General features: G+C 61.5%; 12 protein-coding genes. 8 read left to right on the forward strand and 4 right to left on the reverse strand.

What is annotated here, in order from left to right:
• Positions 1-382: 382 nt before the first annotated feature.
• Together H8F22_RS30595 and H8F22_RS30600 are read right to left on the reverse strand one after the other, a co-directional pair.
• Positions 383-1,720 carry a lysine N(6)-hydroxylase/L-ornithine N(5)-oxygenase family protein gene (locus tag H8F22_RS30595; protein WP_027925488.1) on the reverse strand — a complete coding sequence of 446 codons (1,338 nt, stop codon included), beginning with the start codon at positions 1,718-1,720 and terminating at the stop codon, positions 383-385.
• Between the two features lie 133 nt (positions 1,721-1,853).
• Complete coding sequence (locus H8F22_RS30600) at positions 1,854-2,336, reverse strand: sigma-70 family RNA polymerase sigma factor (RefSeq protein ID WP_027925489.1); 483 nt, start codon at positions 2,334-2,336, stop codon at positions 1,854-1,856.
• Positions 2,337-2,637: 301 nt separating this feature from the next.
• Between H8F22_RS30600 and H8F22_RS30605 the strand changes: the two genes are divergently transcribed.
• Genes H8F22_RS30605 through H8F22_RS30615 form a run of 3 tightly spaced genes read left to right on the forward strand, consistent with a single transcriptional unit; the run spans position 2,638 to position 7,186 of the window.
• On the forward strand, positions 2,638-3,810 hold the full coding sequence (locus H8F22_RS30605) for an efflux RND transporter periplasmic adaptor subunit (protein WP_059182452.1): 1,173 nt from the start codon (positions 2,638-2,640) through the stop codon (positions 3,808-3,810).
• Positions 3,811-5,784 (forward strand): MacB family efflux pump subunit, encoded by a 1,974-nt coding sequence (locus tag H8F22_RS30610; protein ID WP_194941066.1) that lies wholly within the window; start codon positions 3,811-3,813, stop codon positions 5,782-5,784. It begins immediately after the preceding gene.
• A gap of 7 nt (positions 5,785-5,791) precedes the next feature.
• Positions 5,792-7,186 carry an efflux transporter outer membrane subunit gene (locus H8F22_RS30615; protein WP_059182450.1) on the forward strand — a complete coding sequence of 465 codons (1,395 nt, stop codon included), beginning with the start codon at positions 5,792-5,794 and terminating at the stop codon, positions 7,184-7,186.
• A gap of 137 nt (positions 7,187-7,323) precedes the next feature.
• On the opposite strand, the gene pvdP is transcribed toward H8F22_RS30615, so the two are convergent.
• Positions 7,324-8,952, reverse strand: a complete 1,629-nt coding sequence (gene pvdP / locus H8F22_RS30620; RefSeq protein WP_027925493.1) for a pyoverdine maturation tyrosinase PvdP — start codon at positions 8,950-8,952, stop codon at positions 7,324-7,326.
• Between the two features lie 246 nt (positions 8,953-9,198).
• Here pvdP and pvdM point away from each other — a divergent pair, with 246 nt between their 5' ends.
• The 5 genes from pvdM (at position 9,199) to H8F22_RS30645 (ending at position 17,221) form a co-directional block, all read left to right on the forward strand.
• The gene (gene pvdM, locus H8F22_RS30625; RefSeq protein WP_027925494.1) at positions 9,199-10,548 is read left to right on the forward strand and encodes a pyoverdine-tailoring dipeptidase-like protein PvdM; all 1,350 of its coding nucleotides are present in this window, start codon (positions 9,199-9,201) and stop codon (positions 10,546-10,548) included.
• 30 nt (positions 10,549-10,578) lie between these two features.
• Positions 10,579-11,859 (forward strand): pyoverdine-tailoring periplasmic protein PvdN, encoded by a 1,281-nt coding sequence (gene pvdN / locus H8F22_RS30630; RefSeq protein WP_194941067.1) that lies wholly within the window; start codon positions 10,579-10,581, stop codon positions 11,857-11,859.
• A gap of 58 nt (positions 11,860-11,917) precedes the next feature.
• Positions 11,918-12,790 (forward strand): dihydropyoverdine dehydrogenase, encoded by an 873-nt coding sequence (gene pvdO, locus H8F22_RS30635; RefSeq protein ID WP_194941068.1) that lies wholly within the window; start codon positions 11,918-11,920, stop codon positions 12,788-12,790.
• A gap of 116 nt (positions 12,791-12,906) precedes the next feature.
• Positions 12,907-14,556 (forward strand): cyclic peptide export ABC transporter, encoded by a 1,650-nt coding sequence (locus H8F22_RS30640; RefSeq protein WP_194941069.1) that lies wholly within the window; start codon positions 12,907-12,909, stop codon positions 14,554-14,556.
• A gap of 187 nt (positions 14,557-14,743) precedes the next feature.
• Complete coding sequence (locus tag H8F22_RS30645) at positions 14,744-17,221, forward strand: TonB-dependent siderophore receptor (protein ID WP_027925498.1); 2,478 nt, start codon at positions 14,744-14,746, stop codon at positions 17,219-17,221.
• A 219-nt stretch (positions 17,222-17,440) separates the two neighbouring features.
• On the opposite strand, the gene H8F22_RS30650 is transcribed toward H8F22_RS30645, so the two are convergent.
• Complete coding sequence (locus H8F22_RS30650; RefSeq protein WP_194941070.1) at positions 17,441-18,397, reverse strand: alpha/beta hydrolase; 957 nt, start codon at positions 18,395-18,397, stop codon at positions 17,441-17,443.
• Positions 18,398-18,490 lie beyond the last annotated feature (93 nt).

Consider the following 18,490-nt stretch of genomic DNA (forward strand, 5'->3'; position numbering starts at 1 on the left):
AGGCGTGTCGAGTCGCTGCGATGACGACCAGGCAGGCGCCATCACACGAGAGTGTGTCGATGAGAGGACATCGGGTCGTGCCAGGACTGGCTCGACCGGGAGGCCGCTGCTCGCTGTACGGCGAGACAACGGCACAAAAAAGCTGCGCGTTATCTTGCCGAGAAGGTGCCGGTTACTGAAACCGGCCGACTACTGTCACTCGAACAAGTACCCACTGTGGGTCTCCGCTATTGATGAAAACGCGCGAAGCTTACGCCGCGATTTATGCAGAGTAAACGAAGGAACAGTGTGCGGTGGGGGAATCGCGGGGTTCTTCAGGAAGGGTTCAGGATTGCTGCGCAGATCATTCCCACGCTCCGCGTGGGAACGATCGCAGTGAGAGTCAGCTGGCAGTCGCCAGTAGCAAATCCACCACCGACCGGCTGTGCCCGCGGTTCTTGCCATGCTCATACAACGAACCGGCAATCTCGTCCGCCCGAATTGGCAGGATCGACAACAGCGTGTCGCTCAACCCATGGCTCGCCTGGCAGAAGCCCTGCATATAGATGCCGGCCTTGCAGCGCTCGTCAGTGATCAGCTTATAGTTGCGATCCACTTCAAAATCACCCAGGTACTGCTCCAGCGGCGCCAGCAATTTGCGGTGCATCTGCCGCTCGTAACCGGTGGCCAAGACCACGGCGTCGTAGAGACGAACCGTGACTTCACCCGTGGCGTTGTTGCGCACGGCCAACTCGATACCGTGTTCAGTGGCCGTGGCTTTTTCAATCGTGGTCAATGTGCGGAACGCGTGACGGGCAATGCCCGATACTTTCTGGCGATAGAAGATGCCGTAGATGCGTTCGATCAGATCGATGTCCACCACCGAATAATTGGTGTTGTGGTACTCGTTGACCAGACGTTCACGCTCGCTGTGGGCTTGCTGGAACACCAGGTCGGTGAACTCCGGCGAGAACACTTCGTTGACGAACGGGCTGTCATCCGCCGGTTTCAGTGCCGAGCCGCGCAGGATCATGTCGACCTGCACCGAGGGGAAGCTGTCGTTCAGATCGATGAACGCTTCCGCCGCGCTCTGCCCGCCGCCGATGATGGCGATGCTCATAGGCTGGTTGTTCACGCACGGTTGCGTGGCCATTTGCGCCAGGTACTGCGAGTGGTGGAACACGCGTCCGTCATCCTTCAGCGCCTTGAACGCTTGCGGTATGCGCGGCGTACCGCCGGCGCTGACCACCACCGAACGGGTGGTGCGCACGTGCTGCTGACCTTGGGCATCGCGCGAGATCACCCGCAGCGCTTCGACCTGCTGGCTGTGCACCACCGGTTCGATGGTCAGCACTTCTTCGCCGTAACGGCTCTGCGATTCAAATTGCGCAGCGACCCAGCGCAGGTAGTCGTTGTACTCCATGCGGCACGGATAAAACGTGCCCAGGTTGATGAAGTCCACCAGGCGACCGTGATGCTTGAGGTAGTTGACGAAGGAATACGGGCTGGTCGGATTGCGCAGCGTCACCAGGTCCTTGAGGAACGAGATCTGCAATTCGCTCTGGGTCACCAGGGTGTTGCCGTGCCAGCGGTAGTCCGCCTGCTTGTCGAGAAACAGAACATCCAGCTCGCCCTGGCGTGGCCCGCGCTCTTGCAAAGCGATGGCCAGCGCGAGGTTCGAAGGGCCGAAACCGACGCCGATCAGGTCGTGAACGATGGGCGATGCAATTGCCTGTGTCATTTCCAGTGTCCTCTGGATGAACCCCTCAACCGATGGGGAGTAAGCCTAAGTGACCTGACCGGCCTTGGGCAGGACAGCAGGTCGTCTGTTGAGTAGGAACGAGGACAGTGAAATAAAATTTAATCAGCGGGGATCAATGGGCGTCCCACTGACGCATCCGCACCCGGCAATGCTTCATCGCATTGACGATATGCTTTTCCACCAAGGCCCGCGAAATGCCCAGCTGTTCGGCGATCTCCGGGTGCGACAGGCCCTCGATCTTGCGCAACAGAAAACTCTCGCGACACAGCCGTGGCAGCTCCGCCAGGGCACGCTGGAGCATTTGCAGGCGCTGGCCGTGATCGAGGCAGTTGTGCGGAGATGGCGTGAAGTAGCGTTCTTCGGTGTCGAGCACGTCCAGCGACTCGACCTGACGCAGGGCATTGCGCCGATGGTCGTCGATCACCAGATTGAGCGCGGTGCGGTACAGAAACGCCCGGGGCTGTTCGATGGGCGTGTCGCTGGAACGCTCCAGAACCCGCACATACGCGTCATGCACCACATCTTCGGCCACCTGACGGTTGCCTAGCTTGGCGTTCAGGAAACACACCAGCTCGCGATAGTAGTTTTCCAACATGACTCCCGGCCGCACGGGTGCGGTTTCTGTCCTTGAGCCCCCTCGTCGACCGCCGACATAGGCAGTGGCACGATAGTGGCAGTTCGAGATGCGTAATTTATAGTAATTCTCATATAGATTTAAAGTACTGCTTGTCCTTGCCGCACAAATAGTCCTGAGCTACAGGTGTAACCCTATGTGTCCGCACCTAAATTCCCCGCACCATTCCTCGTTTACAGGACAGCTCCCCGTCTCTGTCGGCTGTCGCTGTTAGCTGCGCGCAGGTTGAACGACGGGCCGATACCCATGGCCGGAACCCTGCATGAAACGTCCCCGACACACCCGACGCGCCCTGCTTGTAGCACTTAGTCTGATCCCCGTTATCGCCGTCGCCGCGTGGCAAATCATTCCGCCCGGCCGCGACAGGTTCGCCACCGTGTCCGTCAGCCGCGGCGACATCGAAAGCAGCGTCACCGCGTTGGGCACCCTGCAACCCCGGCGATATGTCGACGTCGGTGCCCAGGCCTCCGGGCAGATCCACAAGATTCATGTGGAGGTCGGCGACGTGGTCAAGGAAGGCCAGTTGCTGGTGGAAATCGATCCGTCCACGCAACAGGCCAAACTCGACGCAGGGCGTTTCTCCATCGAAAACCTCAAGGCTCAGCTCCAGGAGCAACGGGCCCTGCACGAACTCGCGCGGCAGAAATACCAGCGTCAGCAGAACCTCAAGGTCGGTGGCGCCACCCGCGAAGAAGACGTGCAAACCGCGCAAGCTGAACGGCGATCCACACAGGCGCGTATCGACATGTTCCAGGCGCAGATCCGTCAGGCCGAAGCCAGCCTGCGCAGCGATCAGGCCGAACTCGGTTACACGCGAATCTATGCGCCCATGTCCGGAACGATCGTCGCCCTCGACGCCCGGGTCGGCCAGACGCTGAACGCACAGCAACAAACGCCGCTGATTCTGCGCATCGCCAAACTGTCGCCGATGACCGTGTGGGCCGAAGTCTCGGAAGCCGATATCGGCCACGTCAAACCCGGCATGAATGCCTGGTTCACCACCTTAAGCGGTGGCAATCGTCGCTGGAGCAGCACGGTGCGGCAGATTCTGCCCGTACCGCCCAAGCCACTCGACCAGACCAGCCAGGGTGGCGGCAGCCCAGCCAGTTCGAGCAAAAGCGGCAGTGCCCGCGTGGTGTTGTACACCGTGTTGCTCGACGTCGATAACGCCGACAACGCGCTGATGGCCGAGATGACGACGCAGGTGTTTTTCGTGGCCGACCAGGCCAAAAACGTCCTCACCGCGCCCATTGCCGCGTTGCAAAGTGGCGCGGAACCGGACACCCAGACCGCACACGTCGTGGCCAAAAACGGCAGCATCGAGTCGCGTCAAGTGCGCACCGGCATCAGTGATCGCCTGCGCGTGCAAATCCTCGATGGCCTGCGCGAAGGCGATCACCTGCTGATCGGCCCGGCTGACGGGAGTGGCGGCTGAATGCAGACGCCCCTGATCGATCTGCACGAGATTCGCAAAGCCTACGGCGGCGGCGATTCTCCGGAAGTGCATGTGTTGCGCGGCATCGACCTGTCGATTCATGCCGGCGAGTTCGTGGCGATTGTCGGCGCCTCCGGGTCCGGCAAGTCGACACTGATGAACATCCTCGGCTGCCTCGACCGCCCGACGTCGGGCGAATACCGCTTCGCCGGGGAAAACGTCGCCGGGCTCGACAGTGACGAACTGGCCTGGTTGCGCCGTGAAGCCTTCGGTTTTGTGTTTCAGGGGTATCACCTGATCCCCTCCGGCTCGGCCCAGGAAAACGTCGAGATGCCGGCCATCTACGCCGGCTTGCCGGCCGCCGAGCGCCACGTCCGCGCCGCTGCCCTGCTCGACCGTCTCGGTCTGGCCTCGCGCACCGGCAATCGTCCGCATCAACTCTCCGGTGGCCAGCAACAACGGGTGTCTATCGCCCGCGCCTTGATGAACGGCGGTCATATCATCCTTGCCGACGAACCCACCGGCGCCCTCGACAGCCACAGCGGCGCCGAGGTCATGACCCTGCTCGATGAACTGGCGAGCCAGGGTCATGTGGTGATCCTGATCACCCACGACCGCGAAGTCGCGGCTCGGGCCAAGCGCATCATCGAAATCCGCGACGGCCTGATCATCAGCGACAGCGCCCGCGATAACCCTCAAGCCCAGACCTCAGCCAACCCCGGTGCGTTGCAAGCCGTGGACTTGCGCAAGCGTCTGAGCGAAGGTGCCGAAGCCACCGGCGCGTGGAAAGGCGAACTGATTGACGCGGTGCAAGCGGCGTGGCGGGTGATGTGGATCAACCGCTTCCGCACCGCGCTGACGCTGCTCGGGATCATCATCGGCGTGGCCTCGGTGGTGGTGATGCTCGCCGTCGGCGAAGGCAGCAAGCGCCAGGTCATGGCGCAGATGGGCGCCTTCGGTTCGAACATCATTTACCTCAGCGGCTCGGCGCCGAACCCGCGCACCGCGCCGGGCATCGTCACCCTCGATGACGTCGCGGCGGTGGCCAGCCTGCCGCAAGTGATGCGGATCATGCCGGTCAACGGCCAGGAAGCCGGGGTGCGCTTCGGCAACCTCGACCACTTGAGTTACGTCGGCGGCAACGACACCCACTTCCCGGCGATCTTCAACTGGCCGGTGGTCGAAGGCAGCTACTTCACCGAGGCCGATGAGCGAAACGCCGCGGCAGTCGCGGTAATCGGCCACAAGGTACGGAGCAAATTGCTCAAGGACGTGGCCAACCCGATTGGCCAATACATCCTGATCGAAAACGTGCCATTTCAGGTGGTCGGCGTGCTCGCGGAAAAAGGCGCCAGCTCCGGCGACTCCGACAGCGACGACCGCATCGCCATCCCCTACTCCGCCGCCAGCGTGCGGCTGTTCGGCACGCATAATCCGGAATACGTGGCCATCGCCGCCGCAGACGCGCGCAAGGTCAAAGATACCGAGAGAGCCATCGAGCAGTTGATGCTGCGCCTGCACAACGGCAAGAAGGATTTCGAACTGACCAACAACGCGGCGATGATCCAGGCCGAGGCGCGCACGCAAAACACCCTGTCGCTGATGCTCGGCTCGATTGCTGCGATTTCCTTGCTGGTGGGCGGCATCGGCGTGATGAACATCATGCTGATGACCGTGCGCGAACGCACACGGGAGATTGGTATCCGCATGGCCACCGGCGCCCGGCAGCGCGACATTCTGCGCCAGTTTCTGACCGAGGCGGTGATGCTCTCGGTAGTCGGCGGGCTGGCCGGAATTGCCCTGGCGCTGATCGTCGGCGGTGTGCTGATTCTCAGTGAAGTCGCTGTCGCGTTTTCCTTGATAGCGGTGCTCGGCGCCTTCGGCTGCGCCCTGGTCACCGGTGTTGTCTTCGGCTTCATGCCGGCCCGCAAAGCTGCCCGACTCGACCCGGTCACGGCCCTTACCAGTGAATGATTTCTCCATGAAGCCGCCATTAAGTCTGTTGACGCTCTGCCTGTTGCTCAGCGCGTGCGGCACACCCGCCCAACGCCCCGACGCCGGTATCGAGCCACCCGTTTCCTGGCAATCGCCGCACACCCAAGACGCCGCGCGCAGCAACCCGCAATGGTGGACGCAGTTCGGCAGCCCGCAGCTGGATCAACTGGTCGAACAGGCGCGGGTCGGCAGTTTCGATCTGGCCGCGGCCATCGCCCGCGTGCGTCAGGCCCAGGCCGAAACGGTGGTGGCCGGCGGTTCGCAACTGCCGGAGGTCAAGGCGGGTTTGAATGCCAACCGCCAGAAACTGCTGCGCGGCAGCGGCTACAGCCAACTGGATGCCGACAGCGACAACAGCGCCGTGGACTACTTCAACGCCAACCTCAGCGCCAGCTACGAAATCGATTTCTGGGGCGGCCAACGTGCGTCCCGCGACAGCGCGCAATTTGCTTTGCAGGCCAGCCAGTTCGATCAGGCAACGGTGGAACTGACGCTGCTCAGCAGTGTTGCCAGCGGCTACGCGCAAACCCTGTCGCTGCGTGAACAGAGCCGCATCGCCGAGTTGAACCTAGCGAATGCGCAAAACGTGTTGAAGCTGGTGCAGACGCGGTTTGACTCAGGCTCGGCGACCGCGCTGGAACTGGCTCAGCAGAAAAGCCTGGTCGCCGCGCAACAACGGCAATTGCCGCTGGTGCAGCAACAGGCGCAGGACGCGTCGATCAGTCTTGCCGCCCTGCTCGGCCGACCGGTTCAGGCGCTGGCATTGGGTCAGGAACACTTTGATCAGCTGTCATGGCCGACCATCGGCGCCGGCCTGCCCAGCGAACTGATCAGCCGTCGCCCAGACATTGCCCGTGCCGAGGCGCAACTGGCGGCGGCGCAGGCGGACGTCACCGTGGCCCGCGCCGCGATGTTGCCCACCGTGACGTTGAGCGGCGAAATCGGCTCGGGCGCGGATCGCGCGTCGGACATTCTGCGCAGTCCGTTCTATAACCTCACCGCAGGATTGCTGGCGCCCGTGTTCAACAACGGACGCTTGGGCGCCGAGCGCGACAAGGCCACGGCCCGCCAGGAGGAACTGCTGGAGACCTATCGCGGCGCGATCATCAACGGTTTCGCCGACGTGGAAAAAGCACTGAACAGCATTCGCGGGCTGGATGAACAGCGGCAATGGCAAGGTGAAGAACTGAAGCAGGCGCAGACCGCATTCGATATTGCGCAACGTCGCTATCAGGCTGGGGCCGAGGGTTTGCTGACGGTACTGGAGACGCAACGCACGCTGTATGCGGCGCAGGATTTGAATGTGCAACTGCGATTGTCGCGGTTGCAGGCGAGTATTGCGCTGTACAAGGCGCTGGGTGGGGGGTGGCAGGTTTTGTGATGTTGAGTGTCAGTGAGTCCGCCATCGCGGGCAAGCCCGGCTCCCACAGATTTTATGTGTGCCGCATGTTTTGGACACGACGCATAACCTGTGGGAGCCGGGCTTGCCCGCGATGAACGATAACGCGGACTAACTGATTAACTGGTAACCGGCTTAGCCTTCAAATGCCGCGCATACCAGGGCCGCTGCGGCACTTTCCTGAACAAGTCCGCGAGCTTCGTCTCATCCTCGCCAAACGTTATCCGCAGCGCCATCTTCATGGTTTCCGGGTCCATCTCCACCGACTTGCCCGCCTGCAACCCCGGCGTTGTATTGCAACCGTGGGTGCTCGGCCCCAGCCACGGGTCATCGACTTCCACCCAACGCCCTGGCGCAAACCACGCCACGCCGCTCACCTCGAGTCGTCTCACCTCCCCCGGATGAAAACGCTCGTGCGCGCGAAACCAGTCTTCCAGTCGATCATCGATCCAGCCATGGAAATGCCAGAACACCGGGTTCACATGGGACGAAAACGGATCGCCGAGAAAGTCGTTTTCCGGCGCAAACCAGCGTGCAGAGAAGTCTGATGGATCCCGGGCGAACGGCACCGGATGGCCGTTGGACGGATCACGCGGCACCGAGGCCCAGCGCATGTGCAGCCAGTCGTGCAGGCCCAATTCAACCTCTGAACCGAACTGACCCAGGGTCAGCTTCGACAGGTAACGCGGGTCGCGGTAGCGCGACTCCCAGACCTGGAAGTTGCTGTGATAGGTCTCGGCGGTCTTGATGTCACTGACCCATTGCGAATAGTCGGCATCGTCGTCGGCCAGCCAGGTCGGCGGCAGCGCGGTGCCGTCGTGGTTGTCGCAGTACTGGGCGAAGCCGATGCGGTCACGGGCCAGTTCCGGTTGCGGTAACGGGAAGTGCTGCCACGACGGCAGGTCCTGCATCGACCGCGCCGTACCGAGCATATGCCGGTGCATGAAGAAAAAATCCACGCCCGACCCGTTGCGATCCTTGCGCGCACCGCGAGCATCGCGCTCCTTGTCTCGCGGACCTGGCTGCCAACCGAGGCCGCGCAAGGCATTGCGCTTGTCTTCGGCCAGGGTGTGCCATTTGTCCCGCGAGGCATGCCAGAGCTGGTGAAACAGCCGATGCTCGGGGGAGATCAGCCAAGCCAACAATGGCGCATTGAGCCCGGTGCGTTCGCGGGCTTCGGGGAAAACCCGTTTGACCGCGACGAAGCGGTTGTCCTGCGCGGTCATCATCAGCGGCCGATCGAGGTTCAATACGCGACCGCTGAGGGTGCCGCTGCCGGCATTGCCGAACCCGGCCCAGACTTCGTCCAGGGTCATGCTGAATTCGTAATCGGAGGTGCCGTTGGCTGCGTCGGCACTGACCAGCCGCCAACTCAATTGCGCCGCGTTGGCATCGGCCAGATCGCCGAGCACCCGGTAGCGCGGTGTTTCGTTTGAACGCAAACGCTCGGCCGTGTCGAGGAACCCGATCAGGCCGCGTCCTTTGTGGCCGACGTCAAGAAACACTTCCAGACCGTCGCGAGGCAACCCTTCGATCCCGGCGTCACGCCCTTCGAAACGAATCTGCCAGACGCCCCGCAGCGTGTCCGCCAGCCGCTGGCCGGCGACATCCGCCACCTCAAATGAGGCTTCGCCGGGGGTGATCGTCGGATCCGGTTTCGTCCATTCGCGATGCCCATAAAAAACCGCAGGCACGGCAGCGCCGGTCAGCACCAGGCCCGCCATGAACCCTCGTCGAGAAATCGTCATTGCCCTACCTGTGTCAGCCATGAAGCAGGCTTTATCCAAGCTAGAACGTTCGCCCCCTCCGAAAATTTAAAAGCATCACGAGCAAGCTCGGTCCCACTGTGGTTCTGCGGTGTTCACAAAATCCCTGTGGGAGCGAGCTCGCTCGCGATGAGGCCATCAGCCGCCCTAAATTTCCAACGGCATCACTCGTCCATCCCAGATAGCAAAGCCCCCCACACCGGGGCAACGAACCTGACTGAGATGAACATGAAAAAACCACGTTCAAAAAAGGCGCTGTACCTCGGCTTGCCCCTGGCGCTGGCCATCAGCGCCGGTGGCGGCTATGCCGTCTGGGATCACTGGTTCAAGGACAACCCAGGCTACCCGGTCAAGGTGATGCAACAGGCCGATGAACTGCAAACGCGCATCCTCTCCTTCGACAGCCACGTCACCGTGCCGCTGGACTTCGGCACCGCCGGTAATGAAGCCGACAAGGATGGCAGCGGCCAATTCGACCTGGTCAAGACCGGACGCGGACGCCTGTCCGGCGCGGCCCTGACCATCTTCGGCTGGCCGGAAATCTGGAACGGCGCCAACGCCCCGCACCGCCCCACCGCCGGTTTCGTCGACGAAGCCCGGTTCGAGCAGGAAACCCGCTACAAAATCATCAGCGCCATGGTTCGCGATTTCCCCAACCAGGTCGCCATCGCCTACACCCCCGACGATTTCCGGCGCCTGCATGGCGAAGGCAAGTTCGCGGTGTTCATGAGCATGCTCAACGCCTACCCGCTGGGCAACGACCTCAATGCACTGGACACGTGGGCCGCCCGTGGCATGCGCATGTTCGGCTTCAGTTACGTGGGCAACAACGCCTGGGCCGACTCGTCACGACCGCTGCCGTTTTTCAATGATTCGCGCGATGCCCTCGGTGGCCTGTCGAACATCGGCAAACAAGCCGTGCACCGCCTCAACGACCTCGGCGTGATCATCGATGTCTCGCAGATGTCGACCAAGGCCCTGGAGCAAGTCGCGCAACTGAGCCGCACGCCGATGGTCGCCTCGCACTCGGCGCCACGTGCGCTGGTGGACATCCCGCGCAACCTCAGCGACCAGGAAATGCAGCTGATCAAGAACAGCGGCGGCGTGGTGCAGATTGTCGGCTTCCCGACCTACATCCGCCCCTTGAGCCAAACCACCCAGGACAAACTCAACGCCCTGCGCGCCCGCTTCGACCTGCAACCGTTGCAAGGCCTGGAAATGGCGCTGATGCCCGGCGACCCGGTGATCACCGTCTGGTCCGAGCAGCGCTTCGGCGAGTACGCCAGCCAGCTCTACGCGATTGTCGACGAAGAACCGAAAGCCACGCTCAAGGACTACGGCGATGCGATTGATTACGCGGTGAAGAAAATCGGCATCGACCATGTCGGCATCAGCTCCGACTTCAACGACGGCGGCGGCCTGGATGGCTGGAAGGATGTCAGCGAAGCGCGCAACGTCACGGCCGAGCTGATCAGTCGCGGCTACAGCGAGGCCGATATCGCCAAGCTGTGGGGCGGCAATTTCCTGCGGGTCTGGGACCAGGTGCAGAAGGCTTCCCGGCCGATGGCGAACAACTGAATCCCCTTTGCAAAAAAGCGAACCTTGCTGATGACCAACCGTCGTTCATTCCTCAAGCAGGCCGGGATTCTCGTGGCTGGCCTGCCCCTGAGCAGCGCTGTGATGTTGCCGGCACGGGCTGCCACGACGCAGCCGCTGGCCAAGGACAAGTGGGCGCAATTGCGCCAGCTGTTCGATCAGGACCCGGACTATTTGCACTTCGCCAACTTTCTGGTGACATCGCACCCGCGACCGGTGCGTGAGGCCATCGAACGACACCGCGCCAACCTCGACCGCAACCCCGGCCGGGCGATGGACTGGGACCTCGGTGAAACGGAAAAACGCGAACAGGACGTGCGCGTCTGGGCCGGGCGTTACCTCAAGTCCAAGCCTGAGCAGATCGCCCTCACCGGCAGCACCACCGAAGGCTTGTCGCTGATCTACGGTGGCATTCATGTGCGCGCGGATCAGGAAATCCTCACCACCGAGCACGAACATTACGCCACGAACTATGCGCTGGATTACCGCCAGCAAAAGGACGGGGTCAAGGTGCGCAAGCTCAAGCTGTTCGAGAACAGCCGCGACGTGTCCGTCGACGAAGTGCTCGGTTCCATCGCCAAAGGCATCCGCCCACACACTCGCGTGCTGGGCATGACCTGGGTGCAATCTGGCAGTGGTGTGAAACTGCCGATTGGCGAGATTGGCAAATTGGTGGAAGAACAGAACCGCAACCGCGACGACAAGGACCGCCTTCTGTATGTGGTCGACGGCGTGCACGGTTTTGGCGTCGAAGACCTCGACTTCCCCGACATGCACTGCGACTTCTTCATCGCCGGTACTCACAAATGGATGTTCGGCCCGCGCGGCACCGGGATCATTTGCGCCCGTTCCGCCGAGCTCAAGGACGTCACGCCGACCATTCCGACGTTCTCCGAAGCCACGACCTTCTCGACGATCATGACCCCCGGCGGTTATCACAGCTTTGAACACCGCTGGGCGCTGGACGAGGCGTTCAAGTTGCATCTGCAGCTGGGCAAGGCCGAGGTGCAGGCGCGGATTCATGCACTCAATACCTATGCGAAAAACCGCTTGCTGGAAAACACGCAGATCGAACTGGTCACGCCAAAGAGCCCGGACCTGTCGGCCGGTTTCACCTTCTTCCGGATCAAGGACCGCGACTGCGAAAAAGTCGCCGCCTGGTTGATGGAAAACCGCGTGGTCTGCGACTCGGTGGAGCGCGATGTCGGCCCGGTGATCCGGATTGCGCCTGGTTTGCTCAACACCGAAGACCAGATCGACCGTTTCATAACCCTGCTGAACAAAACCGCATGACGCCATGACTCCTACATTGGTCGTGGCGTGACACCCGTTTTTTATATCGAGACGACTCATGAACCGAGATCATTTGACCCTGCCGTTCAAGGCCCTGGCCCTGGCCCTGGCCGCACTTATGATCGGAGGCGCCCAGGCCGCCACCGCATCGCCACCTGGCAAAGTATTCAAGGACTGCCGCGACTGCCCGGAAATGGTGGTACTGCCCGCCGGCACCTTCACCATGGGCACGCCGGACGATGAAGTCGGCCGCGAACCCGACGAAGGCCCGATGCACGACGTGACCTTCGCCAAGCCGTTCGCCATGAGCCGCTTCCAGGTCACCGCCGGCGAATGGGACAGTTACGTGCGCGAGAGCGGCGTGATCATTGCCAATGGCGATACCCGGCCGGGCCGCGAGTGCGTGGCCAGCAAGCCGCGTTATCCGCAAACACCGCGCCAGCCGGCGGTATGCATGAACTTCGACGACGTTAAAAACTACGTCGCCTGGCTGTCGAAAAAAACCGGGCAGAACTACCACATGGTCAGCGAAGCCCAACGGGAATACGCCGCGCGGGGCGGCACCAAGGGCCCATTCCCCTTCCCGTTCGATGAGGGCAAGGCCTACAGCATCGCCAAACACGCCAACACCTACGGCCCGGCAGACGGTTACAGCTACAGCTCGCCCGTGGGCAGCTACCCGCCGAACACCTTTGGCATGTACGACATGCACGGCAACGTGTACGAATGGGTCGAAGACTGCGAACACCCGGACTACGTCGGTGCCCCCACCGATGGCAGCGCGTGGGTTGAGGCCAACTGCGAAGCCGTGCGCATACGCGGTAATGACTGGGGTGAAGCGCCAGTGTTCTCGCGCTCGGGCAACCGCAATAGCCAGTACCCGCAAGAGCGCGGGGACTGGATCGGCTTTCGCGTGGTGCGTGACCTCTAAGAGCCACTGAAATCCCCTGTAGGAGTGTGGAGGCCATCAGTCGGTGGTCGCTAAATTAAGCCTTCGATCAGACGTTCTACTGGGTATCTGCCTTTCCACCCAAGGAACCGTCCTCCATGACCCAGCCTCCCCGTGGCGCCATCGGCGAATTGTTCGCCCTGTTGAAACCCTTTCGGCTGATCGTCGCCGCGTCCATTTTCCTGGGCATGGTCGGCGGCTTGAGCGTCACGGTCTTGCTGGCGACCATCAACAACGCCCTGCATTCGGACACCGGCCTGACCCAGGGCGTGGTCGCGCTATTCGCCGGCCTGTGCCTGCTGGCGCTGCTGAGTTCGATCTGCTCCGACATCGGCACCAACTACGTCGGCCAGCACATCATCGCCAAGCTGCGTAAACAGCTGGGCGAAAAGGTCCTGTCGGCGCCCATCGAGCAGATCGAGCGCTACCGCAGCCACCGGCTGATCCCGGTGCTGACCCACGACGTCGACACCATCAGCGACTTCGCTTTCGCCTTCGCCCCGCTGGCGATTTCGGTGACCGTGACCCTCGGCTGCATGGGTTACCTGGCGATCCTGTCGTGGCCGATGTTCCTGATCATGGTCGCCGCCATCCTGATCGGCACGGCGATTCAGGCCTATGCCCAGAGCAAAGGCGTGCAGGGTTTCATGGCTGCCCGCGACGCTGAAGACGAACTGCAAAAGCACTACAACGCGATTGCCGAAGGCGCCAAGGAACTGCGCATCCATCGCCCGCGCCGCCAGCGCATGTTCGTCTCGGGCATCAAGGCCACCGCCGAGTTCATCTGCAACACCCAGGTGCGTTCGATCAACACCTTCGTGATCGCCAAGACCTTTGGCTCGATGCTGTTTTTCGTGGTGATCGGCCTGGCGCTGGCACTGCAAACCTTCTGGCCGAGCGCCGATAAAACCGTGATGAGCGGTTTCGTGCTGGTGTTGCTGTACATGAAAGGCCCGCTGGAACACTTGATCAGCACCCTGCCGATTGTCAGCCGGGCGCAGATTGCTTTTCGCCGTATCGCCGAGTTGTCCGAGCAGTTTTCCACCCCGGAACCGCATCTGCTGCTGAGTGATCAGGGCCAGGTCAAACGAGCCGTGCACGAACTGAAGCTGGCCGATGTGCGTTTCGCTTTCCCGGCCGTTGAAGGGGCGGCGCCGTTCCAGCTCGGGCCGGTCAACCTGACGATCAAGCAAGGCGACATCACCTTTATCGTCGGCGAGAACGGTTGCGGCAAGACCACATTGATCAAGTTGCTGCTGGGTCTGTACACGCCGCAGCAGGGTGAAATCAGCGTCAACGGCGAGGCCATCGACGCGCAGAATCGCGATGACTATCGCCAGTTGTTCACCACGATTTTCGCCGACTACTACCTGTTCGATGACGTGGTCCAGGGCGATACGCACATCCCCGAAGACGCCAACCAATACCTGCAAAGGCTGGAGATCGCGCACAAGGTCAGCGTCAAGGACGGCAACTTCACCACCACCGACCTCTCCACCGGCCAGCGCAAACGCCTGGCACTGGTCAATGCGTGGCTGGAGGAACGTCCGGTGTTGGTGTTCGATGAATGGGCGGCGGATCAGGACCCGACCTTCCGCCGAATCTTCTACACCGAGCTGCTGCCGGACCTCAAACGCCTGGGCAAGACCATCATCGTGATTTCCCACGATGACCGCTATTTCGATGTCGCCGATCAACTGGTGCGCATGGATAGCGGCCGGGTGGTCACCGAACTCGCCCCTGCCTGAAAGCCCCCTAGAGACCACCCCAGCTGCTACAGACCGCATCGGAGCATGACGGGCGTTTTCGCTCAGTTTCATCTTTCTGACATTTATTTCTCAGGTTTCTTTCCGGTTTTACGTCCACGCCCCGTCTTAATAATCATTCTTATTAACAATAACTTTGCACCACTCTTTTCAGGAGCTCAGGTAAGTAATGCGACCTCAACCACGCCGCACACCTCTCGCGCTGGCCGTACAGCGCCCGACTTTGCATCGCACCCTGTTTACAAGCGTATTGCTGACCGCCACCTTGCTGGGGAGCTCGATGGCCAATGCTGCACCTGTAAAAGTGAATATTGCCGTCCAGCCGCTTTCCAATGCGCTGACCGAACTGGGCATGCAGACCAATCTGCAGATCCTCTACAGCCCGGATCAGGTGGCCGGCATCAAGTCCCGTGCGGTGTCCGGTTCGCTGGAACCGTCTGATGCCCTGAAGGCATTGCTGCAAGGCTCCGGCATTTCGTTCCAGATCAACGGCAACACCGTGACCCTGATGTCCGGTGGCGGTTCGGGCCTGCAACTGGGCGCGACCACCATTTCCGGCCAGGCCCTGGGCCTGACCACGGAAGACACCGGCTCGTACACCACCGGCGCCACCGCCTCCGCGACCGGGCTGCCGCTGAGCATTCGTGAAACCCCGCAATCGGTCACCGTGGTGACGCGTCAACAGATGGACGATCGCGGTGTACAGAGTGTGTCTGACGCCTTGCGCAACACCCCCGGCGTCACGATGCAGAAGTACGACAGTGACCGCACCGAGTTTTCCGCCCGTGGCTTTGCCATCACCAACTTCCAGTACGACGGCGTCAACATTCCCTACGACGGCGTGTACGGTGAAAACCCGAACAACGGCGACGACGCGGCCAGCCTCGACCGCATCGAAGTCGTCAAAGGCGCTACCGGCCTGATGACCGGCGCGGGCGACCCGTCGGCCACCGTCAACCTGATCCGCAAGAAACCGACCAAGGAATTCAAGGCCTCGGTCAGCGCCACCGCCGGCTCCTGGGACAATTACCGCACCGAGGGCGACATCTCCGGTTCACTGACCGATACCGGCAACGTACGGGGTCGCTTCGTCGGCGCCTACCAGGACAAAGACTCGTACATCGACCACTACAGCCAGAAAAAAGACCTCTTCTACGGCATCATCGAAGCCGATCTGACGGACGACACCTTGCTGACGTTTGGCATCGACAAGTCCAGTGTCACTCCACGCGGCAGCACCTGGACCGGTAACGCACCGTACTTCACCGACGGCAGCCGTACCGACTTCTCGCGCAGCTTCAACCCGGGTGCCGACTGGAGCCGCCGCGATTTCGACAGCACGACTTACTTCGCGTCGCTTGAACAAGCGCTGGCCAATGGCTGGAAATTCAAGGCCAGCTTCGACCAGAAAACCACCGATCACGACACCCAACTGGCCTCGGCCAGCGGTGGCTCCGCAGACCCTGTCACGGGCGAAGGCAACTTCCTGTACTGGGGTCGCTGGGAAGGTCATCGCGTGCAGAACTCCGGTGACGTGAACATCTCCGGCCCGTTCTCGCTGGGTGGTCGCGAGCATGAACTGGTCGCCGGTTTCATGGCGGCCCACTCGCGCCAGACCGGTGCGACCTACGACACCAGCGCGTTTGAACTGGTGCCGGGCAGCATCTTCGACTGGAACGGTCACCTGCCGAAACAGGAGTTCCCGAAAAACGGCAAGTACGAACGCACCCAAAGCCAGAACGGTATCTACATGGCCACGCGCCTGCGTCCGACCGACGACCTGTCGTTCATCCTCGGCGGCCGTTTGAGCACCTTCAAGTACAACGAAGACTACTCGTACTATCCGGGGGCAACCCTGACCGACACCCATGCCAGCTACAAGGAACATGGCGTTGTCACGCCGTACGCCGGCGTGGTCTATGACCTGAACGATACGTACTCGGTGTATGCCAGCTACACCAAGATCTACCAGCCACAAATCTACCTGGACGCAAGCGGTTCGACCCTCGACCCGGTTGAAGGCGACAGCTACGAGACGGGGCTGAAAGCGGCTTACTTCGAAGGCAAGCTGAACGCCACCTTTGCCTTGTTCCAGATCAATCAGGACAACGTTGCCCAGTATGTCACCACCGACGTCGGCACCGGTCGAGACGTCTATGAAGCCATCTCCGGCGCCACCACCAAAGGTGTCGAAATGGAACTGGCCGGCGAACTGGCCGAGGGCTGGAACCTGTCGGCCGGCTACACCTACGCCCGCACCCGCGACAAGGATGAGCAACGTATCTACGGGTTCCCGCTGGCCTCCAGCAAACCGGAACACGTCGTGCGCACCTTCACCACCTACCGCCTGCCGGGCGCGCTGGATCAGTTCACCGTCGGTGGTGGCATCAGCTGGCAAAGCGCGTTCTACGGCCAGAGCTACAGCCCGAACGTGGGTAATGGCGAAGGTGGCAACACCCTGCTCAAGCAAGGCGGCTACACCCTCGTCGACCTGATGACCCGCTACCAGTACGACGAGCACCTGAGCTTCACCGCCAATGCCAACAACGTCTTCGACAAGAAGTACATGTCTGGCCTGGGTAACTTCGGTACGACGTTCTACGGCGAGCCGCGCAACCTGCAGATCACGGCGAAGTATGATTTCTGAGGGGTGAGCTGAAATGAAAAATGCCCGTGTCGTGAGATGCGGGTATTTTTTGGCCATGATTTATGGTGAGTCTGATGACGCTATCGCGAGCAAGCTCGCTCCCACAGTGGACCGGTGTGAACACAGATTATTTGTCCACTGAAGATCCCTGTGGGAGCGAGCTTGCTCGCGATGGCGATAGTCGCTTCACCAAAAAACCATCAAGCCCGACACAAAATATCAAACCCGGGAGCGCACCCACCCCGCCACTTCCGCATGAATCCCCTCAACCTCCCCCAACAACCCCGCCATGCGCATAAAGTCATGGGTCATCCCAGGCTGTTCCAGCAACGTCACCTCATTCCCCGCCGCACGCAACAGGTCGGCATAGGCCAGCCCTTCATCATGCAGCGGATCATGCCCGGCCAAGTACACCAGCGCCGGTGCCACGCCGGATAAATCCGCCGCCAGCAACGGCGAGCAGCGCCAGTCCGAAAGGTCCTGCGGCGTGCGCCCGTAATGCGCGTAGAACCAATCGAGTGTTGGCGTTTCCAGCAGATAACCCTCAGCGAAATCCCGATGCGAGGCACGCTGGGTCGTCGCCTCCGTCACCGGGTACAGCAACACCTGCGCCTTGGGTTTCAACGCCAGCTCCTCAGGCTCACGCACCGCCATGATCGCCAACACCGTGGCCAATGTCGCGCCCACGCTGTCACCGACCAATGCCACCCGATGGGCATCCAGCCCTCGTGCCGCGCCTTCACGCACCAGCCAGTTGCCAGCGTCGCAGGCATCCTGCACGGGCGTCGGAAAACGCCATTCCGGTGCCAGTCGATAATCCACGGTCAGCAACGCAAAACCGCCCTGGGAGGCCAGGCGTCGGCACAACGCATCATGGGAATCGAGACTGCCGACCACATAGCCGCCGCCATGGAAATACAACACCACCGGTTGCATGCCCTCGACCGTTTGCCCGTCGCGATACAAGCGCGCCGACAGGCTATGACCGTCGCGGGCAGGAATGGTGAAATTTTCACAGACCACGGTTTCCGGCGGCACGTCGAGAAACGCCGACGACGCTTCAAAATCGATCCGCGCCTGTTGTGCTGACAGCTCATGCATCGCGCGACTTTTGCCGGTCATCCGGCCGAACTCGGCGAGTTCGAGAAATGCTTCAAGTTCTGGCAATACGGCCATGGAATGAGTCCTTTAAACAGAGAGATCAATAATCGAACCTGGACATGTAGGAGCATGGCTTGCCCGCGATAGCGCCCTTGAGATCGCCATCGC

Source organism: Pseudomonas mucoides (assembly GCF_015461845.1).
Lineage (GTDB): Bacteria > Pseudomonadota > Gammaproteobacteria > Pseudomonadales > Pseudomonadaceae > Aquipseudomonas > Aquipseudomonas mucoides.

Coding starts and splice junctions, on each gene's coding strand:
- H8F22_RS30595 (WP_027925488.1), bottom strand. CDS start 1,720: ATGACACAGGCAATTGCATCGCCCATCGTTCACGACCTGATCGGCGTC.
- H8F22_RS30600 (WP_027925489.1), bottom strand. CDS start 2,336: ATGTTGGAAAACTACTATCGCGAGCTGGTGTGTTTCCTGAACGCCAAG.
- H8F22_RS30605 (WP_059182452.1), top strand. CDS start 2,638: ATGAAACGTCCCCGACACACCCGACGCGCCCTGCTTGTAGCACTTAGT.
- H8F22_RS30610 (WP_194941066.1), top strand. CDS start 3,811: ATGCAGACGCCCCTGATCGATCTGCACGAGATTCGCAAAGCCTACGGC.
- H8F22_RS30615 (WP_059182450.1), top strand. CDS start 5,792: ATGAAGCCGCCATTAAGTCTGTTGACGCTCTGCCTGTTGCTCAGCGCG.
- pvdP (WP_027925493.1), bottom strand. CDS start 8,952: ATGACGATTTCTCGACGAGGGTTCATGGCGGGCCTGGTGCTGACCGGC.
- pvdM (WP_027925494.1), top strand. CDS start 9,199: ATGAAAAAACCACGTTCAAAAAAGGCGCTGTACCTCGGCTTGCCCCTG.
- pvdN (WP_194941067.1), top strand. CDS start 10,579: ATGACCAACCGTCGTTCATTCCTCAAGCAGGCCGGGATTCTCGTGGCT.
- pvdO (WP_194941068.1), top strand. CDS start 11,918: ATGAACCGAGATCATTTGACCCTGCCGTTCAAGGCCCTGGCCCTGGCC.
- H8F22_RS30640 (WP_194941069.1), top strand. CDS start 12,907: ATGACCCAGCCTCCCCGTGGCGCCATCGGCGAATTGTTCGCCCTGTTG.
- H8F22_RS30645 (WP_027925498.1), top strand. CDS start 14,744: ATGCGACCTCAACCACGCCGCACACCTCTCGCGCTGGCCGTACAGCGC.
- H8F22_RS30650 (WP_194941070.1), bottom strand. CDS start 18,397: ATGGCCGTATTGCCAGAACTTGAAGCATTTCTCGAACTCGCCGAGTTC.